A 22,496-nucleotide genomic window follows, 5' to 3' on the forward strand; every position below is an offset into this window, starting at 1 on the left:
ACACCGCCAACAACCCAATAAGGGGACAGACTTGGCGAACGATCCGATCCTGTCGATCCGTGGCGTATCGAAGACCTACGCCAACGGACCGACCGCGCTGGAGGCGGTGGACCTCGATATCCGACGCGGCGAGATCTTCGCGCTGCTGGGGCCGAACGGCGCGGGCAAGACGACGCTGATTTCGATCGTGTGCGGGATCGTCGTGCCGACGACCGGCAGCATCACGGTCGACGGCCACGATGCGCTGGCCGATTACAAGCAGGCGCGCCGGCGCATCGGGCTGGTGCCGCAGGAATTGTCGACCGACGCATTCGAGAGCGTGCTGGCGACCGTCACCTTCTCGCGCCGGCTGTTCGGGCGGTCGGGACACAGCGCCTATATCGAGGAGCTGCTGCGCGATCTGTCGCTATGGGACAAGCGCCACGCCAAGATCATGACGCTGTCGGGCGGGATGAAGCGGCGCGTGCTGATCGCCAAGGCGCTGGCGCACGAACCCGACCTGCTGTTCCTCGACGAACCGTCGGCGGGCGTCGACGTGGCGCTACGCCGTGACATGTGGAAGCTGGTCCACCGCCTGCGCGACCGCGGCGTCACGATCATCCTGACGACGCACTATATCGAGGAGGCCGAGGAGATGGCCGACCGTGTCGGGGTGATCGCCAAGGGCAAGCTGTTGCTGGTCGACGACAAGGCGGCGCTGATGAAGAAACTCGGCAAGCGCGAGCTGGACCTGACGCTGGTGGAGCCGATGGCCGACGTGCCGGCGGAGCTTGCCGAGTGGGCACCGACGCTGGAAAATGACGGCCACACCCTGCGCTACGTGTTCGACGCAACGGGCGAGCGCACCGGCATTCCGTCGTTCCTGCGGCGGATGCAGGAACTGGGCATCGCGTTCAAGGATCTGGAGACGTCGAAGTCGAGCCTGGAGGATATCTTCGTCGGGCTGGTGGAGGAGAAGAAGGCATGACGGTACAACGATCGTCATGCCCGGGCATCCACGGTACCGCGTACAAAGCGCACGAGAGGCCTGTCGGACGGTGGATGCCGGGACCAGCCCGGCATGACGACAAGATTGGGGGCGCAACCGCATGAACCTGCACGGCATATGGGCGATCTATCGCTTTGAGATGGCGCGGTTCGGGCGGACGATCTGGACCAGCCTGATGGTGCCCGTCATCACCACGTCGCTCTACTTCATCGTGTTCGGATCGGCGATCGGGTCGCAGATGCGGGAAGTGTCGGGTGTGCCGTACGGGGCGTTCATCGTCCCCGGGCTGATGCTGCTCGCGATCTTTTCGGAGAGCATCCTGAACGCGTCGCTCGGCATCTACATGCCGAAATTTACCGGCACGATCTACGAGTTGCTGTCCGCGCCGCTGTCGCCTCTGGAGACGGTGCTGGGCTATGTCGGGGCCGCGACGACCAAGTCGGTGGTGATCGGCCTCGTCATCTTCGCGACCGCGCATCTGTTCGTCGACCTGCCGATCGCGCATCCGTTCGCGATGATCGCCTATCTGGTGCTGGTCGCGGCGACATTCTGCATGTTCGGGTTCGCCATCGGCATCTGGGCGAAGGGATTCGAACAGTTGCAGGTCATCCCGCTGCTGGTCGTCACCCCTCTCACCTTTCTCGGTGGCGCATTTTATTCGGTGACGATCCTGCCGGAGCCGTGGCGGTCGATCACGCTGTTCAATCCGGTCGTCTATCTCATCAACGGCTTCCGCTGGACGTTCTTCGGGACGAGCGATGTCGGCGTGGGCATCAGTCTGGCGGTGACGGCGGGCTTCTTCGCGGCGTGCCTGACATGGATCGGGTGGATCTTCCGGACCGGGTGGCGGCTGAAGAGCTGAAGCTCAGCCCCCGTTCGGCCTGAGCCTGGTGGAGGGTCAGGCCGCCGAAGTCCGTCCTCCGTGATAGGTGCTTCGACGGCGCCCAGCACGAACGGGTTCAATAATCCTTCGACACCCGCACGTTGGCGCTCTGGCGGCCCAGCGTCGAGATACTCGACAGCAGCGACAGCCAGCGCGTGACCTGAAACTCGACCTGCGTAGCGGAATAGCCCTGACCGTCGGTGACGATCTCCGCATAGAGCCGCCGCGTGACGAACTTGCCCGCGGCGACCGACGTCCCCTGCCCGGTCTGCGGATCGGCGGGCAGGATGCGCAGCCGGTCCAGCCCCGCCGCCCGGCGCAGCGCGTTGATCGGGTTGAGGCCGGTGCCGCCATTCTGCAACGCCGACACCGCCGCCGCGAGTTGCAGCGCCTCCGGTGCGGACAGGTTGGTGATCGAGGTGCCGAACAGCAGCCGCGACAACAATTCGTCCTCGGGCAAGGCAGGCACGCTGGTGAAGCTGATCTCCGGCTTCAGCGCGGTGCCGGCGACGCGGATGCTGGCGTTCAGGCCGGTAGTGTCGGCATTCGCCTGAATGTCCAGCGCCGGGTTGGCAGGGGTTTCGCCGCCGAAGCGGATGACGCCGCGCTCCAGTTCGAAATCGCGCCCCGCAAACTCCACGTCGCCGCGGATCAGGTTCGCGCGGCCGGTGATCGCCGGGTTGGTCGGCTGGCCGCCGATGCGGATGTTCGCGGCCCATTCGCTGGTCAGGCCAAGGCCGCTGACCATGACGCCACCCGACGCCTTCGCCCCGAGATCGAGCGTCCACGGCGCGGCCGGCCGGTCCTCCTCGCCGTCGCCGCCGGGTACGTTGATTTCCCGCACGTTCAGCTTCGGCGCGGCGGTGGCGGCGGTCGCCTGACCGAGGCGGTAGCGGGCGCGATTGAGGACGACGTCGCCGGAGATCGTGCCGCCGGTGCCGGTCGACAGGAAGCGCAGCGGCCCGGTGACGGTCGCGCCGATATCGTCGCGCGCGATCATCACGGCATTCTGCGCGTTCAGGCGGATGTCGAGCCCGATTCCGGTCGGCGCGGCGAAGTCGAACTGGCCGCTGCCCTCCACCCGACCGCCCTTGCCCGCATCTGCGGAGAATCGCTCGATCGCAAGACGGGAGCCGGCGAAGCGGCCGCTGGCCTGCACGCCGGTCAGCAGCGTACCCGTGGTGGCGCTCTCGATCCGCGCGCCGCTGGCGTTCAGTGCCCCCCGGATCAGCGGCTGCGCGAGGCTTCCGGTCACGTCCGCGCCGATCGATACGGGGCCGGACAGGTCGAACAACTCCACGCCGGTCAGCCGCCACAGCGCATCGGCGGGACCGGCATAGCGTAGCTGCGCGAAGAGGTTCGCGTCGGCGAGGCGGCGGATCAGGCTGCCTTGGCCGAGCGGCGACAGTTGCGCCTGCGCCCGGCCGATCGTCTTGCCGCCCGACGCCAAAACCGCGCGCAGGCCGGCGCGATCGGCGCGCAACACGCCCGCGACGCCGATGTCGATCGGCGCGGAGGTGAGGACGAGGCCGGATCGGGTGACACCGCGCAGCGTCATGTCGATCCGCCCGGTCGGCGGACCGTTCGCGGCGGCGGAATAGTCGAGCGTCCCCGACGCGGTGCCGCCGAGTCCCAGCCCCGCAAAACCGATGTCGAGGATCGCGAGCGGCATCCGCTCCACGCTTGCCTCCACCGCCAGTCCACCGGGGCTGGAGCGCCCGGACAGCTTCGCCTCGCCGCCCGCGAAGGACAGGCGGGTCGGGGCAAGCCGCCAGCCGTCGCCGTCGCGGGTGACGATGGCAGGCGTGATAAGCTGGATGGGCCGGCGATCGAGCGTGCCCTGCCCCGCGACGGTGTAGCCGTCGGCGCGGACCTGCGTCACGGTGCGCAGGTCGAAGGCGCGGCCGCGGGACCCGGCGATCGCGGCGCGCACCTCGCCCAGACCGTCGACGAGCTTCGCAGTCCCGCCGAACCGCGCGAGCGAGAGGCCGCCGTAGCGCAACCCCTGGCCGCTGGCGGTCGCATCGATCGTCTGGCCGGCGGGATCGAGCAACATCACGAGGTCGAGCTTGCCCTGACGCAGCGTCACACCCTCGAACGCGGCGTTGCGCGCCGATAGATGCGCCTCGATCCGCTGGACGGTGCCGACGGGGCGGAACAGCAGTTCGCCGTCGAATCCGCCGCCCGCGACCGCGAGCCGTCCGTCGAAACCGCCGGTGACGATCGCGAGATCGCCACGCGCACGGGTGCCGGCGACGTCCAGCGCGGCGATCGACACCGTCGCGCCCGGACCGCGCGGCAGCAGGATCGCGCCGGTGGTGGTGAACGGGCCGAGGCGGGAGCGGCCGGCGGCGCGGAACGCGAAGCCCTGCGGCGTGGGATCGAGGTGGGCGATTAGGTCGCGAAGACCCAGTGCCTTGTTCGGCCGGGCCAGCTTCAGGTCGATCGTCGGCTTTTCGATGCGGCCGTCCAGCACCAGCGTCAGCGGACCATAGGTCCCCTGCGTGCCCGCGCCTTCGAAATGGAAGGTGCCGTCGCGGCGGCGATAACCGTTGCCGGACAGCGTCAGTTGCGGCGAGACGAGCCGCGCGCCCCGGAAGTGGAGGATGCCGTCCGCGGTCCGCTCCAGCCCGGTATCGATGCGCGGCAGGCCACCGGTCAGCGAGCGGAAGAACGCGTTGTCGAGCCGGCGCACCTGCGCCTGTCCACGCCCGACGATTCGCGTACCGCGGCCGTTCGGACCGGGCACGACCTGAAGCCGCGAGGTGACGTCGACGATGCCGATGCCGGGGATCAGATAGCGGCCGAGCCGGCCGTTGAGCCCGGCCTCGAACCGGCCGGTGCGCAGGTCGAGCGACAGGTCGATCAGCCCGGACAGCTTGTCGGACCGCAGTTTCAGTGCGGTGCCGGTCAGCGTCGGCGGCGCGAGGACCAGCACGCCATCGACCGACAGGTTGCGCAGGATGCCGCCCGCGACGTCGCCGACGCCGGTCACGCGGGCGGCGGCGACGCGAACCGGCACGCGTGCGGGCGTTTTCGACAGGCGGCCCGCGCCCGCGGCACGGAACGTCTCGAACCCGGTATTGTCGAACGACAGCCGGTCGGCGGCGATCCGCCAGTCGTAGCGCGCGGTGGCGAACGGCCCGTCGAGGATCGCGCGCAACGCGATCCCCTGCCCGCCCATGTTCCCGAACAGCGAGGCCGGACGCAGCAGCCGCGCGGCGATACGGACGTTGCGCCAGGCGTTCGCTCCCAGGTCGACAGTACCGGTCGTCTCGACCGCCAGCGCGGCGGACCGCAGGTTCAGCGCCCCCTCCAGCCGGCGGTCGGCGAAAGTCGCCGATCCGTTGATCGCGACGCGCGGGCTGGTCAGCCGCTGCGCCTTGCCGGTCAGCAGCGATGCCGGCGTCAGCGACCCCGACAATGCGTAGCGGCCGGAGGTGGCCGCCAGCGCGAGGTCGGCGACGCGGGTGCCGCGCGCGGTCGCGACCGCGGTGCCGCGCCACTGCGCCCAGCGACCGTCGCCCGTCACGGTCAGTTCGATCGGTCCGGCGACGCCGGCGGCCTTCGCGAGCGCGCCGCCAGCCGCCCCCGTGGCGCGGACGTCGATATCGAACCGGTCGCGGTCCGGCTGCGCGTCGATCGACAGCGCGAGCCGGTCGCTGCCGGCGACCGCCGCGTCGATCTTGACCAGCGCACGGCCGGAGCGGATGTCCGCCTGCCCGACGACGCGCGCCGCACGCTCGCGGCCGAGGACCGGGCGGGCAAGGATCAGGCGGCCGACGTCGAGCCGCCCGATCAGGATATCGAAATCGGGCAGGATCGGCGATTGCCGCCCCGTCTTTCGCGTCTGCGGGACATGCTCCAGCACCGCCTGTGGTACGACCAGCCGGTCGATCGCGAGTTCGTTCGACAACCAGCGCAACGGCTGCCAGTCCAGTTCCACCTGCGGCGCGCGGAAGACGAGGCCCTTCAGATCGTAGACGCGCAGATCGGTCAGCCGCGTCTCGCCGTACAGCGATCCGTCGATCCGCCCGACCGAGAAGCGCAGGCCGTTCGCGGCGCGGATCTTGCCGATGCGTTCCGCGACGAGGCCATGGCCCCAGGGCGTATCGACCAGCACCAGCACCGCCGCCGCCAGCGCCATCAGGCCGGCGATAATGCCGACGATCCAGCGCACGGCCCTCGTCAAAACGCCTGTCCCAGCGAGACATAGACGGCGATCTTCGAGTCACCCGATTGTGGGTTGAGCGGCGTGCCGATGTCGATGCGGATCGGCCCGAAGTTTGAATAGTATCGCACGCCCAGCCCCGCCCCGTAGCGGAAGTCGGTGAAGCGCGGCAGGGCGTCGGTGTAGATGTTGCCGGCATCGAGGAACGGCACGACGCCGAAATTGCCGAACGCCTTCACCCGCGCCTCGATCGAGAACTCGGTCAGGCTGCGACCGCCGATCGGGTCGTTGTTAGGGTCGCGGGGGCCGATCGACTGGAAGCCGTAGCCCCGCACGGACGCGCCGCCGCCGGCATAGAACCGCCGCGACGGCGCGACCGCGTCGCGCGGCGCACCCGCGATCGTGCCGAGCCGGGTGCGCCCCGCCAGCACGACGCCGGGCATGACCGTGCGGTATACGCTGGCGTCGAGTTGGGTGCGCGCATAGCCGAACACCGAACCCTGCAACGACGCTTCGGGACTGATCCGCCCGCCGATGCGGAAACCGGTGGTGGGGTTCAGCAGGTCGTCCGACCCGTCGTAGATCAGGCTGGTCGGCAGCGCGCCGATGAAGAACGTCCGGCGGCGGGGATCGCCGGTCGCGAGAATCACGTCGCGCTCGTCGGAGGCGAGCAGTTCCGCACCCAGCGACCACGTCCACGTCTTCTGGAAGAAGATGTTGGTCTGCCTCTCCAGCGACCCCGACAGCGAAAAGGTCTTGGCGTCGTAGGCGTTGCGCGACTGGTGCGCCGCTGCGACCTGGAACGTCAGGACACGGTCGCGCGCCTGAAAATTGTTGCGGCGATAGACGACCGATCCGAGCTGTTCCTGCGTCCCGAGCACGCTTCGCAGCGTCAGGCCGCCTTCGGGCGGGAACAGGTTGCGATGGGTCCAGCTCAGCTCCGCCCGCGCGCCTTCGCCGGTGCCATAGCCAAGCTCGCCCGCGACGGTACGGGGCGGAGCGCGGTCCAGCTTCACGCCGATATCGACGGTGCCGGGCTCCTTGCCTTCGACCGGGGTCAGCGCGACGGCGGAGACGAGCCCGGTCTGGATCAGGGCTCTGCGGAGATCGTCGAGGCGGCGCTGGTCGAACGGGTCACCGCGGTCGAAGCGCGCGATCTCCGCGACATGGTCCGGCCCGAATACGCGGTTGCCGGGCAGCGCGACGATATCGCCGAAGCGCCGCTCGCCGCCGGGCGCGATGGTGAGATCGAGCGTCGCCGTGCGGGCGGCGCGATCGACCACGATCGCCGGATCGCCGACCTTGGCAAAAGGGAAACCCTCCGCGCCCACGGCGGTGGCCAGCCGTGCCTGCCCGGCGACGATCGTATCCGCATTGACGGGATCGCCCGCCCTGACGCCGAACGCGTCGGTCAGCGGCGCGGCCTTGTCGCCCGCCGCCGCGACGCCGTCCAGCGTCACCCCGGCGAAGCGATAGAGGCCGCCCGGCGTTGCCTCCAGCACGACCATCGGCTTCGCGCCGGGCTGCACCCGCGTGACGACGGCGGCATCGTAGAACCCCTCCGCGCGCAGCAGGGTGACGAGCAACTCGGCATCCTCCCGCGCCCGGCGATCGAGCTGGGCGGCATTGGCGGTATCGCCATCCCCCGCATTCAGCGTGGAGAACTCGTCGAACCGCTGTTTCAGCAGCGGCGATCCGACTCCGTCGATGCCGTCGACCCGCCAGCCATAGCGACGCTCCGCCACGACATCGGTCGCGACGGTGGCGGGGCCGGTCGCGACCGGCTCGATCGCGAGGTCGGGCCATGCGACGCCGATCTCCGGCAGGGGTGCGAGCGGCGAATCAGGATCGGGCACAGAGGACCGAACCGCATCCTGCGCACGCGCGGGCCCGGCAAGATAGAGGGAACAGGCGGCGACCGCCCAGCGGCCGGACCACAGGATGCGGAGCAGCATGCCCGCCCTCTAGCGGGGAGTGAACGCCCGCGCGACCCTGGTGCTTGTTTTGACGTCTTTCACGTCAGGCGGGGCCGGCGATCACTCGGCGACGGCCTTCACCTTGCCGCAACGCGCCGACCGCACGAGCGCCACGAAGCGATCGGCATTCGCGATCAGGCGGTTCTTGTCGAAGCAACTGGCCGCCCCGAGTGCCAGTGCCTGCTTGATGATCCCCTCGTCCTGCACCAGCGCCGAAGAGACGATGATGACCGGCATCGGCCGCCGCCGCATCAGGGTGCCGAGCAGCGTCAGCCCATCGAGATCGGGCATGGCGAGGTCCAGCGTCAGCACGTCCGGCTCCAGCCGCGAGATCGCCGCCATCGCTTCGGCTGGTCGGTCGACGGAGCCGACCACCTCCATATCCCGCTGCTTGTTCAACAGCGTTTCGATCATCGCGCAGATCGTCAGCGAATCGTCGATAATCAGCACACGCCGATGGCGCATCGCGTTAGCTCCCCACGCCACGTTGTGTGAAGTCTAGCGGTCAAATGATTGTTATGACACTAATGACAGCCCGAATTCGAATGAACGCCCGGTTCGATCGAGATCACCGGCCCCATCGACATCGCTCGCCCGCTCGGGCCATCGTCGGCCCGTTCGGAGGATCAATGGATCGTGCCGACCGCCTGTTCGGACCGCATCACCGCGATCAACCGTTCGATCTGACGCCAGCGGCAGAAATGGATGTGGTTGCCGAGGTCGCGGCTGCGGGCGGCGCGCAGGGCAGCCTCCGCCCCCGCCTCCTCGCCGAAGGACGACAACAGATCGGCCGCCGCGGCCACTTGGGCGGAATTCGCCAGATACGGAAAGGTAAGCATCGCCGGTCCCCTAACAAAGTCCGTGCCGGATTGACCAGTGGTCCGTACGCGGCCCGTCGCAGTGGTAAACCGCCTGCCCGGCGACCGTCCCGCGCGTCCCGATCCGGCACGCTGGCGTCCCGCAGCGGGACGTGCGACGACGCGATCATGACAGTTCCTCCTGAACGCGACGGCGGTACGGCCGGCGGCTTCCTGGTAGCGGCGGGAGCCCTTGGCGGTGCCGCAATCGGCTTCTCCATCGGCGAGGCGACACCCGGATTTCTGGTCGGGCTGGGCGTGGGGGCTCTTGCCGCGCTGTTGGTGTGGTGGCGCGGCCGGGGCTAAGACGCAGCGGATATGGCCGCCGAATCAAACCCCCGCCTGTTCTGGGCCATCGCCGTCGCCGGCGCGACCGCGCTCGCCGTCTACCTGATCGCGGACCCGCTCGGCGGCGCAGCGGCGGCTCTCGTCGGCGGGGTCGCGGCGATGCTGGTGGCGGTGAGCGGCCATCGGGAGGTCGCGCCGGCGCCGCCCGCGCCGCCGCCGGACCTGATCGCCAGCGCCTCCGTCGGTGCGATGCTGGATGCGGTGGCGGAGCCGCTGCTGCTGGTGCAGTCGGGGCGCGTCGTCCGGGCGAACCGTGCCGCCCGCGCCCTGCTGGGCGATCATATCGTGGGCGAGGATGCGCGCGTCGCGGTGCGGCATCCTGCTGCCGCCACGGCGCTCGCGTCCGACAGGGATCAGGCGGTCGAGCTGGTCGGGATCGGCGGGCAGGACGCGCGCTGGCAGATGCGCCTTGCCGCCGCTGACGACGGGATGCGCGTCGTCCACCTTTCCGATCGCAGCGAAAATGCCGCGACCGAGCGGATGCGCGTCGATTTCGTCGCCAATGCCAGCCACGAATTGCGCACGCCGCTCGCCTCGATCCTGGGCTATGTCGAGACGCTGGACGACGAGGCGGGCGACGATCCGGCGATCCGCCACCGCTTCCTGCGGATCATGATGGACGAGGCGCGGCGGATGCAGCGGCTGGTCGAGGATCTGTTGTCGCTGTCGCGGATCGAGGCGGAGCGGTATCGCCTGCCCGATCAGCCGGTGGCGCTGGGCGAACTGGTGGACGAGGTCTGCGGCGAACTGAAGCGATCGGGGGCGCCGCGCGCGGCCGACGTCGCATGCTTCGCGGTGTCGGGGCTACCGAACGTCGTCGGCGACCGCGCGCAATTGTCTCAGATGCTCCACAATCTGGTCGGCAATGCGATGAAATACGGGCGGCCGGGCACTCCGGTCGAGGTGCGGCTGGATGCCGATTCCGGCGGCGGCGCACGGCTGTCGGTGGTGGATCAGGGCGACGGCATCGCGCCCGAACATCTGCCGCGCCTGACCGAGCGGTTCTACCGCGTCGACGCCGGGCGCAGCCGCTCGCTCGGCGGCACCGGGCTGGGTCTCGCGATCGTCAAGCATGTGGTTGAGCGGCACCGGGGCCGGCTGGACATCAGCAGCCGGGTCGGCGTCGGCACGACGATGGCCGTGACGTTGCCCGCGGCACCGGCGGCCGTGTCATCACCGCGTAACAACGGCGTCACAGAGAGCCGTGCGTGACGAACAGGGCAGCGCGGCGCGCGCTACATCTCGCGCTGGCGATTTTGCCCCTGATGGCGGGTGCCTGCCGCGATCAGGCCAATGGCGGCGGCGGCGGTGCGCGCGACCAGATCAGCGCGGTTGGATCGTCCACCGTCTATCCCTTCACCACGATGGTCGCCGAACGCTATGTCGCCGCCAACCCCGATGCGAAGGCGCCCGTCATCGAATCGACCGGCACCGGCGCGGGCATGAAGCTGTTCTGCGCAGGGATCGGCGCGGCGCATCCCGATATCGAGGACGCCTCGCGCCGGATGAAGGCGAGCGAGTACAAGGATTGCGCGAAGAACGGCGCGCGCGATATCCTCGAAATCCAGGTCGGGATCGACGGTATCGCCTTCGCGGAGGCGAAGAACGGTCCCAGGATGCAATTGACGCCGACCGACATCTACCGCGCGATCGCCGCCAGTCCGGGCGGCAAGCCCAATACGGCGTCGACATGGCGCGACGTCAATCCGGCGCTGCCCGCGATCCCGATTCAGGTGTACGGCCCGCCCGCGACCAGCGGCACGCGCGACGCGCTGGCCGAGCTCATCATGACCAAGGGGTGCGAGGCGTCGAACCCGGCGGCCAAGCCCCTCGCCAAGTCCGATCCCGACGCGCACAAGGCGCTCTGCACCCGCGTCCGTGAGGATGGTGCGTATGTGGATGCGGGCGAAAACGACAATCTGATCGTCCAGAAGCTGCAGTCCAATCCGAACGCGCTCGGCGTGTTCGGCTACAGCTATCTGGAGGAGAACCGGGATGCCGTGAACGGAGTCGCGATCGACGGTGTCGCACCCGGCTATGCGGCGATCGCCGACGGCCGCTATCCCGGCTCGCGACCCTTGTATCTCTACGTCAAGAAGGCGCATCTGAGCGCGATCCCCGGGCTGGCCGATCTGCTGAAGCTCTATACGACCGTATGGGGACCGGAAGGACCACTGGTGCGCCGCGGCCTGATCGCCGCGCCCGACGCGGTGCGCGCGCGTTCGGCGCGCATCATCGCTGAACGGACGCCGCTCGATCCGGCGGAGTTGCACTGATGCCCGCCACCGCGCTGCTGTTCGTCCTCGTCGGGCTGTCGCTGATCGGCTGGCTGACCGCGCGCGCGCGCGCCGCCCGGTTCAAGGTGGCGGGCCGGCGCTTCAGTTCGCTGCCCGGTCATTTCGGCTGGTACGTCGCATTGTGGACGATCGTGCCGCCGCTGATATTCCTCGCGATCTGGTCGACCGTGTCGCCCGCGTTGGTGACTGATGCGGTGCTGTCGACGCCCGCCGCCGCGCAACTGCCGCCGCCCGGCTTCGATCGCGCGGCAATCCTGTCGGAGGCGCGGGAACTGGGGGCGGGCCGGGCTTATGGCGCGTTCCACGGCCTCGCCCGGCTGCTCGCCCCCGCCTATGCCGCCGCGCAGGACCGGTACGACTGGATCGCGACCGCCGCCGCGTTGCTGCTGGCGTTCGCGGGCGGCGCGTTCGCATGGACGCGATCGAAGCCGGGCTTCGCCGCGCGGACCCGCGTCGAGCGGATCGTCATGGGCGCGCTGCTGGCGGCGTCGCTGATCGCGATCCTGACGACGATCGGCATCGTGCTGTCGCTGGTCTGGGAGGCCGGGCGGTTCTTTCAGGTCGTCCCGATCCACGAATTCCTGTTCGGCACGCACTGGAGCCCGCAGGTGATCGACGCACGCGATCCCGGCGCGTCGCTCGGCGCGGTGCCGTTGTTCTGGGGTACGTTCTTTATCGGCGCGGTGATCGCGATGATCGTCGCGATCCCGTTCGGGCTGATGAGCGCGATCTACCTGACACAATACGCCGCGCCGCGCACCCGCCGCTGGATGAAGCCGATCCTGGAGGTGCTCGCGGGCGTTCCCACCGTCGTCTACGGCTATTTCGCGGCGTTGACCGTCGCACCTGCCGTGCGTGATCTGGCGGTGGCGATGGGGATCAGCTGGGCCTCCTCCGAAAGCGCACTGGCCGCCGGGCTGGTGATGGGCGTGATGATTATCCCGTTCGTGTCGTCGATGGCCGACGACAGCCTCGCCGCCGTGCCCAATTCGATGCGCGACGGCAGTCTGGCGATGGGCGCGACCAGTTCGGAAACGATCCGCAAGGTCATGCTGCCCGCGGCACTGCCCGGCGTGGTCGGCGGCGTCCTGCTGGCGATCAGCCGCGCGGTCGGCGAGACGATGATCGTCGTCATGGCCGCATCCGGCGTCGCGACGCTGACCGCCAATCCGTTCGCCAGCACGACCACCGTGACGCGCCAAATCGTCGATCTGCTGACCGGCGAGGCGGAGTTCGACAGCCCCAAGACGCTCGCCGCCTTCGCGCTCGGCCTGACTCTGTTCATCGTCACGCTGCTGCTCAACATCGTCGCGCTGACGGTCGTGAAGAAGTATCGGGAAGCTTATGAGTAAGTCGCTCGTGCCCCAGCTGCCGACCGGCCCCGAAGAACCGGTTGCGCGCGTGCCGACCGACTGGACGACCGGCGCGATGCAGGGCCGCATCCGCCGTCGCTATGCCGCCGAGCGCCGGTTCCGGCTGATGGGGCTAGCCGCGGTGACGCTGTCGGCGGGGTTCCTCGCATTCCTGCTGGCGACGATGCTGTGGCAGGGTCTGGGCGGCTTTACGGGGACGCGGGTCACGGTGCCGGTCGATCTGGCCGCGGCGAAGCTGGCGGTGACGCCGGCGCAACTCGACGGGCGCGGCGCGGATCTGGCGCTGGCGGGTGCCGGGCTGGAGGGGATCGTCGATACCGCCGCGTCGCGCGCGTTCGGCAACGACGGCGACGACCTGTTGTCGGGCGGTGCGTGGGTGACGGTGCGGGAGGCGATCAAGGCCGACCCCTCGCTGCTGATGCGCCGCACGACGTTCGACCTGCCCGTCGCCAGCCCGATCGACGTCGCCTACAAGGGCAAGGGCACGCCGGAGGCGGAGGCGATCGTCGCCCGCCTCGCGAACCGCGGCGTGCTGTCGAGGGGGCTGAATACCGGTTTCCTCGACAGCGCCGATTCGACCGACCCGACGCGCGTCGGCATCTGGGGGGCGTTCAAGGGATCGCTGCTGACGATGCTCGTCACGCTGCTGCTCGCCTTTCCGATCGGCGTGTTGTCGGCCTTGTACCTAGAGGAATATGCGCCGCGGAATCGCTGGACCGACATCATCGAGGTGTCGATCAACAATCTCGCCGCCGTGCCGTCGATCATCTTCGGCCTGCTGGGCCTCGCCGTATTCCTTGGGACGTTCGGCCTGCCGCGCTCCGCTCCGATCGTCGGCGGGCTGACGCTGGCGCTGATGACGATGCCGGTCATTGTCATCGCCGGGCGCAACGCGATCAAGGCGGTGCCGCCGTCGATCCGCGACGCCGCGCTCGGAATCGGCGCATCGCCGATCCAGGTCGTGTTCCACCACGTCCTGCCACTCGCCCTGCCCGGCATCCTGACCGGCACGATCATCGGCATGGCGCGGGCGCTGGGCGAGACCGCGCCGCTGCTGCTGATCGGGATGCGCGCGTTCATCGCGGCACCGCCGCGCGGCCTGACCGATCCCGCCACCGTGCTGCCGGTACAGATCTTCCTCTGGTCCGATCAGGTCGATCGCGGCTTCGTCGAAAAGACCTCCGCGGCGATCATCGCGTTGCTCGTGTTCCTGCTCGCGATGAACGGCCTCGCCATCTATCTCCGCAACCGCTTCGAGACCCGCTGGTGATGAGCAACAAGCCTCCCAAGATGACTGCCAGCCACGTCTCCGTGCATTACGGGGCGAAGCGGGCGATCGACAACGTGTCGATCGATATCGATCAGGACGAGGTCGTGGCCTTCATCGGGCCGTCGGGGTGCGGCAAGTCCACGTTCCTGCGGACGCTCAACCGCATGAACGACACCGTCGCATCGGCGCGGGTCGAGGGCGATATCCGGCTGGACGGTCAGGATATCTATGCGCCCGAGATGGACGTGGTGCAGCTTCGCGCCCGTGTCGGCATGGTCTTCCAGAAGCCGAATCCTTTCCCGAAGTCGATCTACGAGAACGTCGCCTACGGCCCGCGCATCCACGGACTGGCGCAGTCGAAATCGGACATGGATGGCATCGTCGAACGGTCGCTGACGCGCGCCGGACTGTGGGCGGAGGTGAAGGACCGGCTGGSGGACAGCGGCACCGCGCTGTCCGGCGGTCAGCAGCAGCGCCTGTGCATCGCCCGCGCGATCGCCGTCGATCCCGAGGTGATCCTGATGGACGAACCCTGCAGCGCGCTCGATCCGATCGCGACCGCCAAGATCGAGGAACTGATCCACGAATTGCGCGGCCGTTACGCCATCGCGATCGTCACGCACAACATGCAGCAGGCGGCGCGCGTGTCGCAGCGAACGGCGTTCTTCCATCTGGGAACGCTGGTGGAATTCGGGCGGACGTCGGACATTTTCACGAATCCCCGACAGGAACGCACAAAAGACTATATCACCGGTCGCTACGGATGACTGGAGAACCGGCATGAGCGAGCATACCGTCAAGGCCTTCGACAACGACATCGGGCAGTTGCGCGGTCTCATCAGCCAGATGGGCGGGCTGGCCGAGGACGCGATCGAGAAAGCGATGCGCGCATTGCAGCGCAGCGACCTCGATCTGGCGCAGGAGGTTCGCGGCGGCGACAAGGCGATCGATACGATCGAGGCGGAGGTCGAACGCATGGCCGTCCGCATCATCGCGCTGCGCGCGCCGATGGCCAACGACCTGCGCGAGGTCGTAGCGGCGCTGAAGATCGCCGGCGTGGTCGAACGCATCGGCGACTATGCGAAGAACATCGCCAAGCGCGTGCCGCTGATCGAGAGCGATCACCGGATCGAACCGATCTCGATCCTGCCGGCGATGGGGCGGATGGCGTCGCAGATGGTTCGCGACTCGCTCGATGCCTTCGCCGCGCGGGATGCGGACGGTGCGGTGCGGGTCTGCGAAAGCGACACTGCGCTCGACGATTTCTACGACAGCATCTTCAGGACGCTGGTCACGCACATGGTCGAGAATCCGAAGACGATCAGCCAGGTCGCGCACCTGCTGTTCGTCGCGAAGAATCTGGAACGCATCGGCGATCATGCGACGAATGTCGCCGAGATGGTCTATTTCGCCGCCACCGGCACCCAGATGGCCGAACGCGAACGCGGCGGCAGAGAGGTCTGAACGACATGGCACGGGTCAAGATGCTGCTGGTCGAGGATGATGCCGCACTGGCGGAACTCCTGACCTTCCACTTCCGGCGCGAGGATTTCGAGGTCGTGCATACGCCGGATGGCGAGGAGGCGCTGCTGCTGGCGCGCGAGGCCGCGCCCGATATCGTGCTGCTCGACTGGATGGTCGAGGGTCTGTCGGGCATCGAGGTGTGCCGCCGCCTGCGCCGCGCGCCCGAGACGCAGAACGTGCCGATCATCATGCTCACCGCGCGCGGTGAGGAAGAGGACCGGGTGCGCGGTCTGGAGACGGGTGCGGACGATTACGTGACGAAGCCGTTTTCCCCGCGCGAGCTGGTCGCGCGCGTCGGCGCGGTGTTGCGCCGCGTGCGTCCGGCGCTGGCCGGAGAGGCGCTGACCTATGCCGATATCGAGATGGATACGGTCGGCCACAAGGTGAAGCGCGGCGGCGAGATGGTGCCGCTCGGCCCCACCGAGTTCCGTCTGCTCAAGCATTTCCTGGAGCATCCCGGCTGGGTGTTCTCGCGCGAGCGGCTGCTCGATGCCGTATGGGGCCATGACAGCGATATCGAGAGCCGGACGGTCGACGTGCACATCCGGCGGCTGCGCAAGGCGATCAACATCGGCGACCGTCCAGATATCATCCGCACCGTGCGGTCGGCGGGCTATTCACTCGATTCCGAGGGGTGACAGCCAGCGCTTTTGGAATCGGTTGCGAAACGAAGGACCGAACTCGCAGTTGGGGCGTTGGGTCGCCTGCGTGTTTCGAAAATTCACGCTTCAGATTTCAGGAGACTCCTATGAAGTTCATCCTTTTGGCCGCAACGGCCCTGCTCGCCTCGCCGGTCCTTGCCCAGACGTCGGGCTCTGCTGGCGATGCCACTCCGGTGGGTAGCGCCGCCAAGCTGCCGCAGCAGGTTCCGACCACGCCCGACGCCGCAGCACCGGCGCAGGCCGATCCGGCCGCACCGGCAACGACCGATGCGATGGCACCGGCCCCGGCAGCGGCTCCCGCAGAAACCGCCCCCGCGCAGACCACCTCGGCCCCGTCCGGCATGAGCACTGGCGGCGATCCGGTCGGCGGGTATCAGCCGCAGTCGGCACCGACCTCCACCGGCGCACCCGGTGCACCGGTCGTGTTCCAGCCGTCGGCCAGCCCGGCGACTGCGTACCCGGCTCCTGCGCCACTGGAATCCTATCCGGTCTGCAAGAAGGGCCAGTATGACAAGTGCCGTCAGCGCGGCGGTAAGTAAGGCTCTAGGAGCGTGATCGATCGGGGCGTCCCGCGACAAGCGGGGCGCCCTTTTTCATGGGTGCAACTTTGTTGTCGGTTTCGGCGATCCTCGCTACACCTTCGCTCCGGGGGACATAATGTATAGCGAAGCCGATATCGACGACGCCGTCACCGCGGGCGCGTTGTCGTCCGCCGCAGCGGGATCATTCCGCGGCTTCGTCGCGTTGCGTCGCGCCACCACCGCCGCGGACGAAGAGCAGTTCCGGCTCATCACCGGCTTCAACGACATCTTCGTCGCGATCGCGATCGTCCTGCTGCTGGTCGCCATGTGGCAGGTCGGCGACGCGCTATGGCCACCCCTGTCGGGACTGGCGATCGCCGCCACCGCCTGGGGGTTGGCCGAGTATTTCACGCGAATCCGCCGCATGGCGTTGCCCAGCATCCTGTTGCTGCTCGCGTTCGCCGGCGGCGTCGCGTGGTTCGCCGGCATCGCCCTGTTCGAACTGTCGGCGGCTATGCCCTCCTCCGACATCCGGCCGCGGCCCGGCTTCGACGGCACGTCGCACGCGCAGGCCAGTAGCCGGCTGCAGGCGGTACTCGGCGCGGTCACCGCGGCGGTGACGGTCGGCGCGACCTGGCTGCACTGGCGGCGGTTCCAGGTGCCGATCACGATCGCGGCGGGTGCGGCGGCGGTGGTCGGCGTCGCGGTGTCGATCGTGATCGCGATCGTCCCTTCTGTCGTGACCGTGGCCTGGGCGGCGCTGTTGGTGGGTGGGCTCGGCCTGTTCGCCTTCGCCATGCGCTGGGACCTGTCCGATCGCGAGCGGCGGACGCGGCGTGCCGATGTCGCCTTCTGGCTCCACCTCGCCGCCGCGCCGATGATCGCCCATTCGCTGTTCAACCTGCTCGGCGTGTTCGAAGGCGACATGGGCATCGGCACCGCCGCCGTCGTGCTGGTGCTGTATGTCGCATTCGCGGTGGTGGCGCTGGCGACGGACCGGCGCGCGCTGCTCGTATCCGGCCTCGCCTATGTGCTGTACGCCATGGCGGCGATCATCCGCCAGTCCGGTGCGGTCGAGTTGAGCGCGGCGCTCACCGCGCTGGTCATCGGTTCCGCGTTGCTGAGCCTGTCCGCCTTCTGGCAGACGATGCGTCAGCCGATCGTCGCAGCCTTGGGGGCCTGGGGTCGGCGGCTGCCGCCCGCTATTCCTCCACCAGCTTCATAAGCCGGCGTTCGACCGGCGCCAGCACCGGCCCGAGGTCATGGCCACGCTTCAACACCGCGCCCGCCTCGCCCACCAGCGCCCACATCCCCTGACGCTGACGCAGCGCAGGCCGTTTCTCGACCCGGATTTCCGGCCGCTCGGCAGTACGGCGGAACGCGGAGAAGACCGCCGCCTCCCGCCCCAGTTCGATCGCATAGTCGCGCCAGTGTCCCGCCGCGACCATCCGGCCGTAGAGGTCGAGGATGCGCGCGAGCTCGGCCCGGTCGAACCCGACCTGCGCGTCCTTCCGCTGCGGAAACGGTACGACGCCCATCAGGCCCGGTCGCGTTCCCGGTGAATGTCCTGCTCTTCCAGCAGGGCGTCGAGACGACGGCGCAACTGTTCGACCTCGCAACGGAGAAGCTCCGTCTTCTGCGTCTGCGGATCGAAATTCTCCGAACAGGGCGTACCATAGGGGACGAAGCGCCCACGTGGCTCGATGCCGCCCTCCACCGTCGTCGGCCGCGCGGGGATGCCGACCATCACCGCCCCCTCCGGAACGTCGCGCGTCACGACGGCGTTGGCCCCGACGCGTGACCTTCGGCCGAGCGTGATCGGCCCCAGCACCTGTGCGCCCGATCCGATGATCGCGCCATCCATCACGGTCGGATGCCGCTTGCCGCCCACGCCATTGTCCGGACTGGTCCCGCCCAGCGTCACGCATTGATAGATCGTCACGTCGTCGCCGATGTCCGCGGTTTCGCCGATCACCACGAAACCATGATCGATGAAGAAGTTGCGGCCGATCGTCGCACCCGGGTGGATGTCGATCGCGGTCCAGGCCCGCGTCCAGTGGTTGACCGCACGCGCCAGAAAGAACAGCCGCGCCCGGAACAGCCGGTGCGCGATGCGATGCCCCGCCAGCGCCCAGACGCCCGGGTACAGCAGCACCTCCGCACGGGTCCGCGGGGCCGGGTCGCGGGCGCGAATGGAATCGATGTACGCGCGAAGGCCCATGACCGTCCCCCCTGCGCGGACCCTCCGCGCGTCGAAATGATACGCGGACCCTCCGCGCGTCGAACACGAGACGCGGACACCCCGCGACACGGCAGCGATTTAGGTCGTCACAGGACCGAAATCCAGACGCAGGCGAAAACGGGCGCGAACAAATGCCCCGAACGACTCGGCTGAAAGCCTATCTTTGTTGTGGATATTGCCGCACCCGGCCACGTTCATGTCCACGAAAGGACATCCATGCCCGATTTCGCCGCGTTCGATTATTCCTCCATCCTGCCGTTCATCGCGATCGGCTTCGCCGCGCAGGTTGTCGACGGCGCGCTCGGCATGGCGTTCGGCGTGATCTCCAACACGGCCCTGCTCTGGATCGGCGTCCCCCCCGCGGCGGCTTCGGCGGGCGTGCATACCGTCGAGACGTTCACGACCGCGGTGTCGGGCATCAGCCACGTCCTGCACCGGAATGTGAACTGGAAATTGTTCTTCAGGCTCGTCATTCCCGGCATCATCGGCGGCGTGCTGGGCGCATATGTCCTGTCCAACATCTCCGCCGGCGTCGCCAAGCCGTTCATCCTCGCCTATCTGTCGGGCATCGGCGTGTACCTGCTGTTCCGCGCCTTCCGCTATCCGCCGCAGCACAAGGAGCCCAGGGTCGTGGAGCCGCTGGGGCTGGTCGGCGGCTTTCTCGATGCGGCGGGCGGCGGCGGCTGGGGACCGGTGGTGACGTCGAACCTGCTGGTGCAGGGCGCGACCCCGCGCACGACGATCGGTACCGTCAACACCGTCGAATTCTTCCTGACGCTGACGATCTCGATCACCTTCCTGACGCAACTCGGCTGGGCGGCGTTCACGGTGGCGACGATCGGACTGCTGATCGGCGGCGTCGTCGCGGCCCCGTTCGGCGCCATCCTCGCCAAGCGCGTACCGGCCAAGACCTTGCTGGCGCTGGTCGGCACGATCCTGATCGTCACCAGCCTGTTCGGCCTATGGCGAGCGCTGCACTGAGCGCTCCCGCCCCGGTCACCAGACTTTGAATGTCGCGGCGCGCTGGGCTATCGCCGGGCATGGCCGCAACCTACCTGCCCACGCTCAAGCAACTGCAATATCTGGTCGCATTGCGCGATCACGGGCATTTCGGCCGCGCCGCCGATGCCAGCTTCGTGACGCAATCGACACTGTCGGCGGGTCTGCGCGATCTGGAGACGCTGATCGGCGTAACGCTGGTCGAACGCACCCGGCGCGTCGTGCGCTTCACGCCGGTGGGGGAGCGGATCGTCGACAAGGCGCGGCGTGTGCTGCGGGAGGCGGAGGAGCTGGGCGATCTCGCCCGCGCCGCCGGCCGGCCGTTGACCGGCGAGATGCGGATGAGCGTCATCCCGACGATCGCGCCGTTCATGCTGCCGCGCATCCTGCCGCGCCTGCGCCGCGACTATCCCGACCTGAAGCTGTTCCTGCGCGAGGAGCCGAGCGGCCCTGCGTGCGAGGGGCTGCACAACGGCCGCACCGACTGTGTGTTGCTCGCCCTGCCCTTCGCCTGCGGAGAGGTCGCGTCGGAACCGCTGTTCGACGATCGCCTCTACGTCGCATTCCAGCAGGGCGACGGCGAGCCGCCCGCCTCCATCCCCGCCGCCGCGATCGACGAGACGCGGCTGTTGCTGCTGGAGGACGGACATTGCCTGAAGGATCATGCGCTGTCCGCGTGCAACCGACCGGAACTCCGGGCGGAGGCGACGATGATGGGCACGTCGCTGCACACGATCGTGCAGATGGTCGACAATGGTCTGGGCGTGACGATGCTGCCGGAAATGGCGGTGAATGCGGGTATCCTCGATCATACCAGCGTCACAGCGCGGCCGCTCGACGCCGCCAATGCCGTCCGCCGCATCGCGCTGGTCTGGCGGCGCGCCTCCCCGCGCGAAAGCGATTTCCGCCTGCTCGCGGGCGTTCTGAAGGATCATTCTTGAAGCATATCCTGGCGCTGGCCGCCGCTTTCTCGCTCGCGGCATGCGCTACGGTCGTTCCCACCGTGGCCCCGCCGCCGATCATGCTCGCGCCGGAACAGCGGACGCTGTCGGCGGAGATCGCCGCGCGTCCGGACCTGTCGATCTTCGCGACGCAGCTTGCGGCGAGCGGAGAGGCGCGGCTGGCATCGGCCGCGCCGATGACCGTCTTCGCGACGCAAAACGACGCCTATGCGCGGCTGTCACCGGATGTCGTGCCCGCACTGTTGACGGCGGAGAACCGGTCGATGCTGGTGAAGGTCGTCGCCTACCACATCGTGCCTGGCGCGATCGATCAGGCGGAGTTGCGGCGGCGTGTGGCGGCGGGCAACGGTCGTGCGATGCTGACGACGCTGGCGGGCGATTCACTGGCCGTGACACTGACCGGGGAGACGCTGACCCTGACCGATGTCGATGGCGACGTCGGGTATATCGGTGCGGAGGTGCGGCGGCCAAACGGAATGCTGCATCCCGTGAATGGCTTTCTGGCTCCGTCGCTTGGCTGACGATGGCGTCGTGATCTCGCCCGATCGTATACGGGCGTCGGTTCGTCGTGGAAATATGACATTTCGACTTCACATCCTCTGCATGACGCCCATGATATGTTGCAGAGCAACACGGGAGTAACCGAATGTTTCATGCCAGGACCCCCAACGTCCTCGCCATACTCGCCGCCGGTACCGCGCTGATCGCGACGCCGGCTCTTGCGGGTCAGAAGAAGTCGAAGACGGCGGATGCTCCGCAGGTCGCCGTCGGTCGCACGCCGATGACCGCGCCGGTCGATGCAGCACCCGCCGAGAATGCCCCCGTCCAGACGGCGCAGGTCACGCCCGGACAGGTGGCACCCGCGCAACCGGCCGAACAGGCAGCCCCCGCGCAGGCGGCACCCGCAGCCCCCGCCGCGGCTCCCGCACCCGCCGCCACGACGACCATCGCGGCTGCCCTGCCGACCCTGCCGAATCACGCGACGCTTTTGAAGCTGGTGACCGCCGCCAAGCTGGAGGCGCAACTGGCCGGCCCCGGGCCGTTCACCGTGTTCGCGCCCGACGACGCTGCCTTCTCACGCCTGCCGGCCGGAACGCTCGACGCGTTTCTCGCGCCCGCCAATGCTCCGACGCTGGCGACGATCCTGAAGAATCACGTCGTCGCAGGGTCGATGGACGAGGCGCAGATCCGCGCCGCGATCACCGCTGGCGGTGGCCGTGCGACGATCCCGACGCTGTCCGGGCAGCCGCTGATCGCGACGATCGATCAGGGCTCCGTCCTGCTGACCGATGCGGTCGGCAACAAGAGCTATATCGACAAGCCCGACCTGCGCCAGACCAATGGCGTGATCCATTCGACCAACGGCATCAGCCTGCCGAAGATCGGATAATCGCTTGCTCTCCCTCCCGATCGGGAGGGAGAG

22 protein-coding genes are annotated in these 22,496 nt (G+C 68.5%); 16 read left to right on the forward strand and 6 right to left on the reverse strand.

From position 1 onward, the window contains the following. Window positions 1–31: 31 nt before the first annotated feature. Together ASG07_RS09845 and ASG07_RS09850 are read left to right on the forward strand one after the other, a co-directional pair. On the forward strand, window positions 32–967 hold the full coding sequence (locus tag ASG07_RS09845; RefSeq protein ID WP_055845302.1) for an ABC transporter ATP-binding protein: 936 nt from the start codon (window positions 32–34) through the stop codon (window positions 965–967). 121 nt (window positions 968–1,088) lie between these two features. After that, a complete protein-coding gene (locus ASG07_RS09850; protein WP_055845307.1) occupies window positions 1,089–1,850 on the forward strand; it encodes an ABC transporter permease in 762 nt (253 codons plus the stop codon). 97 nt (window positions 1,851–1,947) lie between these two features. Here ASG07_RS09850 and ASG07_RS09855 read toward each other — a convergent pair whose 3' ends face one another. The 4 genes from ASG07_RS09855 to ASG07_RS09870 all read right to left on the reverse strand — a co-directional run bounded on the left by ASG07_RS09855 (window position 1,948) and on the right by ASG07_RS09870 (window position 8,857). Then, a complete protein-coding gene (locus ASG07_RS09855; RefSeq protein ID WP_201781005.1) occupies window positions 1,948–6,018 on the reverse strand; it encodes a translocation/assembly module TamB domain-containing protein in 4,071 nt (1,356 codons plus the stop codon). 41 nt (window positions 6,019–6,059) lie between these two features. Beyond that, on the reverse strand, window positions 6,060–7,997 hold the full coding sequence (locus tag ASG07_RS09860) for an autotransporter assembly complex protein TamA (protein ID WP_055845310.1): 1,938 nt from the start codon (window positions 7,995–7,997) through the stop codon (window positions 6,060–6,062). Window positions 7,998–8,078: 81 nt separating this feature from the next. Continuing rightward, window positions 8,079–8,483 (reverse strand): response regulator, encoded by a 405-nt coding sequence (locus tag ASG07_RS09865; RefSeq protein ID WP_055845313.1) that lies wholly within the window; start codon window positions 8,481–8,483, stop codon window positions 8,079–8,081. Between the two features lie 161 nt (window positions 8,484–8,644). Beyond that, the gene (locus ASG07_RS09870) at window positions 8,645–8,857 is read right to left on the reverse strand and encodes a hypothetical protein (protein ID WP_055845318.1); all 213 of its coding nucleotides are present in this window, start codon (window positions 8,855–8,857) and stop codon (window positions 8,645–8,647) included. 147 nt (window positions 8,858–9,004) lie between these two features. On the opposite strand from ASG07_RS09870, the gene ASG07_RS17485 reads away from it, so the two are divergent. From ASG07_RS17485 to ASG07_RS09915, 10 genes are all read left to right on the forward strand, one after another. After that, window positions 9,005–9,181, forward strand: a complete 177-nt coding sequence (locus ASG07_RS17485) for a hypothetical protein (protein WP_168377333.1) — start codon at window positions 9,005–9,007, stop codon at window positions 9,179–9,181. Window positions 9,182–9,193: 12 nt separating this feature from the next. Continuing rightward, window positions 9,194–10,435, forward strand: coding sequence for an ATP-binding protein (locus tag ASG07_RS09875; protein ID WP_055845321.1), 1,242 nt, complete (start codon window positions 9,194–9,196; stop codon window positions 10,433–10,435). A gap of 53 nt (window positions 10,436–10,488) precedes the next feature. Continuing rightward, window positions 10,489–11,499 (forward strand): substrate-binding domain-containing protein, encoded by a 1,011-nt coding sequence (locus ASG07_RS09880; RefSeq protein ID WP_055846085.1) that lies wholly within the window; start codon window positions 10,489–10,491, stop codon window positions 11,497–11,499. Further along, window positions 11,499–12,872: a phosphate ABC transporter permease subunit PstC gene (gene pstC, locus ASG07_RS09885; protein ID WP_055845324.1), complete on the forward strand. Its 1,374-nt coding sequence runs from the start codon at window positions 11,499–11,501 to the stop codon at window positions 12,870–12,872. Before ASG07_RS09880 ends, pstC begins: the two co-directional genes overlap by 1 nt. Further along, window positions 12,865–14,163, forward strand: a complete 1,299-nt coding sequence (gene pstA / locus ASG07_RS09890; protein WP_055845327.1) for a phosphate ABC transporter permease PstA — start codon at window positions 12,865–12,867, stop codon at window positions 14,161–14,163. The genes pstC and pstA overlap by 8 nt, the downstream gene beginning before the upstream one ends. Next, on the forward strand, window positions 14,163–14,930 hold the full coding sequence (gene pstB / locus ASG07_RS09895; protein WP_055845331.1) for a phosphate ABC transporter ATP-binding protein PstB: 768 nt from the start codon (window positions 14,163–14,165) through the stop codon (window positions 14,928–14,930). The genes pstA and pstB overlap by 1 nt, the downstream gene beginning before the upstream one ends. A gap of 13 nt (window positions 14,931–14,943) precedes the next feature. Further along, window positions 14,944–15,627 carry a phosphate signaling complex protein PhoU gene (phoU, locus tag ASG07_RS09900; RefSeq protein ID WP_055845334.1) on the forward strand — a complete coding sequence of 228 codons (684 nt, stop codon included), beginning with the start codon at window positions 14,944–14,946 and terminating at the stop codon, window positions 15,625–15,627. A 5-nt stretch (window positions 15,628–15,632) separates the two neighbouring features. Then, window positions 15,633–16,325 carry a phosphate regulon transcriptional regulator PhoB gene (gene phoB / locus ASG07_RS09905; RefSeq protein WP_055845339.1) on the forward strand — a complete coding sequence of 231 codons (693 nt, stop codon included), beginning with the start codon at window positions 15,633–15,635 and terminating at the stop codon, window positions 16,323–16,325. Window positions 16,326–16,435: 110 nt separating this feature from the next. Next, the gene (locus ASG07_RS09910; RefSeq protein ID WP_055845342.1) at window positions 16,436–16,888 is read left to right on the forward strand and encodes a hypothetical protein; all 453 of its coding nucleotides are present in this window, start codon (window positions 16,436–16,438) and stop codon (window positions 16,886–16,888) included. A 118-nt stretch (window positions 16,889–17,006) separates the two neighbouring features. After that, the gene (locus tag ASG07_RS09915) at window positions 17,007–18,095 is read left to right on the forward strand and encodes a hypothetical protein (protein WP_055845345.1); all 1,089 of its coding nucleotides are present in this window, start codon (window positions 17,007–17,009) and stop codon (window positions 18,093–18,095) included. Here the strand turns inward: ASG07_RS09915 and ASG07_RS09920 are convergent. Together ASG07_RS09920 and epsC are read right to left on the reverse strand one after the other, a co-directional pair. Next, the gene (locus ASG07_RS09920) at window positions 18,073–18,408 is read right to left on the reverse strand and encodes a DUF2794 domain-containing protein (RefSeq protein WP_055845350.1); all 336 of its coding nucleotides are present in this window, start codon (window positions 18,406–18,408) and stop codon (window positions 18,073–18,075) included. The genes ASG07_RS09915 and ASG07_RS09920 overlap by 23 nt on opposite strands. Continuing rightward, window positions 18,408–19,091, reverse strand: coding sequence for a serine O-acetyltransferase EpsC (gene epsC, locus ASG07_RS09925; RefSeq protein WP_055845354.1), 684 nt, complete (start codon window positions 19,089–19,091; stop codon window positions 18,408–18,410). The genes ASG07_RS09920 and epsC overlap by 1 nt, the downstream gene beginning before the upstream one ends. Window positions 19,092–19,328: 237 nt before the next feature. Here epsC and ASG07_RS09930 point away from each other — a divergent pair, with 237 nt between their 5' ends. From ASG07_RS09930 to ASG07_RS16940, 4 genes are all read left to right on the forward strand, one after another. Beyond that, window positions 19,329–20,093, forward strand: a complete 765-nt coding sequence (locus ASG07_RS09930; protein ID WP_055845358.1) for a sulfite exporter TauE/SafE family protein — start codon at window positions 19,329–19,331, stop codon at window positions 20,091–20,093. 59 nt (window positions 20,094–20,152) lie between these two features. Continuing rightward, entirely contained in the window at window positions 20,153–21,052 is a 900-nt protein-coding gene (locus ASG07_RS09935; RefSeq protein ID WP_055845362.1) for a hydrogen peroxide-inducible genes activator, read from the forward strand. Continuing rightward, window positions 21,049–21,594, forward strand: coding sequence for a fasciclin domain-containing protein (locus tag ASG07_RS09940; RefSeq protein WP_055845366.1), 546 nt, complete (start codon window positions 21,049–21,051; stop codon window positions 21,592–21,594). The genes ASG07_RS09935 and ASG07_RS09940 overlap by 4 nt, the downstream gene beginning before the upstream one ends. Window positions 21,595–21,719: 125 nt before the next feature. Beyond that, window positions 21,720–22,463, forward strand: a complete 744-nt coding sequence (locus tag ASG07_RS16940) for a fasciclin domain-containing protein (protein WP_082474709.1) — start codon at window positions 21,720–21,722, stop codon at window positions 22,461–22,463. Window positions 22,464–22,496: the final 33 nt, after the last annotated feature.

The organism is Sphingomonas sp. Leaf343, from assembly GCF_001423765.1.
Classification (GTDB): Bacteria; Pseudomonadota; Alphaproteobacteria; order Sphingomonadales; family Sphingomonadaceae; genus Sphingomonas.

Bases quoted from the DNA above. Each gene is read 5' to 3' on its own strand.
- ASG07_RS09875 (WP_055845321.1), top strand. From the start codon at position 9,194: ATGGCCGCCGAATCAAACCCCCGCCTGTTCTGGGCCATCGCCGTCGCC.
- ASG07_RS09880 (WP_055846085.1), top strand. From the start codon at position 10,489: ATGGCGGGTGCCTGCCGCGATCAGGCCAATGGCGGCGGCGGCGGTGCG.
- ASG07_RS09935 (WP_055845362.1), top strand. From the start codon at position 20,153: ATGGCCGCAACCTACCTGCCCACGCTCAAGCAACTGCAATATCTGGTC.
- ASG07_RS09920 (WP_055845350.1), bottom strand. From the start codon at position 18,408: ATGGGCGTCGTACCGTTTCCGCAGCGGAAGGACGCGCAGGTCGGGTTC.
- ASG07_RS16940 (WP_082474709.1), top strand. From the start codon at position 21,720: ATGTTTCATGCCAGGACCCCCAACGTCCTCGCCATACTCGCCGCCGGT.
- phoB (WP_055845339.1), top strand. From the start codon at position 15,633: ATGGCACGGGTCAAGATGCTGCTGGTCGAGGATGATGCCGCACTGGCG.
- ASG07_RS09860 (WP_055845310.1), bottom strand. From the start codon at position 7,997: ATGCTGCTCCGCATCCTGTGGTCCGGCCGCTGGGCGGTCGCCGCCTGT.
- ASG07_RS09850 (WP_055845307.1), top strand. From the start codon at position 1,089: ATGAACCTGCACGGCATATGGGCGATCTATCGCTTTGAGATGGCGCGG.
- ASG07_RS09930 (WP_055845358.1), top strand. From the start codon at position 19,329: ATGCCCGATTTCGCCGCGTTCGATTATTCCTCCATCCTGCCGTTCATC.
- phoU (WP_055845334.1), top strand. From the start codon at position 14,944: ATGAGCGAGCATACCGTCAAGGCCTTCGACAACGACATCGGGCAGTTG.
- pstC (WP_055845324.1), top strand. From the start codon at position 11,499: ATGCCCGCCACCGCGCTGCTGTTCGTCCTCGTCGGGCTGTCGCTGATC.
- ASG07_RS09915 (WP_055845345.1), top strand. From the start codon at position 17,007: ATGTATAGCGAAGCCGATATCGACGACGCCGTCACCGCGGGCGCGTTG.
- epsC (WP_055845354.1), bottom strand. From the start codon at position 19,091: ATGGGCCTTCGCGCGTACATCGATTCCATTCGCGCCCGCGACCCGGCC.
- ASG07_RS09870 (WP_055845318.1), bottom strand. From the start codon at position 8,857: ATGCTTACCTTTCCGTATCTGGCGAATTCCGCCCAAGTGGCCGCGGCG.
- ASG07_RS17485 (WP_168377333.1), top strand. From the start codon at position 9,005: ATGACAGTTCCTCCTGAACGCGACGGCGGTACGGCCGGCGGCTTCCTG.
- ASG07_RS09910 (WP_055845342.1), top strand. From the start codon at position 16,436: ATGAAGTTCATCCTTTTGGCCGCAACGGCCCTGCTCGCCTCGCCGGTC.
- ASG07_RS09865 (WP_055845313.1), bottom strand. From the start codon at position 8,483: ATGCGCCATCGGCGTGTGCTGATTATCGACGATTCGCTGACGATCTGC.
- ASG07_RS09855 (WP_201781005.1), bottom strand. From the start codon at position 6,018: ATGGCGCTGGCGGCGGCGGTGCTGGTGCTGGTCGATACGCCCTGGGGC.
- pstA (WP_055845327.1), top strand. From the start codon at position 12,865: ATGAGTAAGTCGCTCGTGCCCCAGCTGCCGACCGGCCCCGAAGAACCG.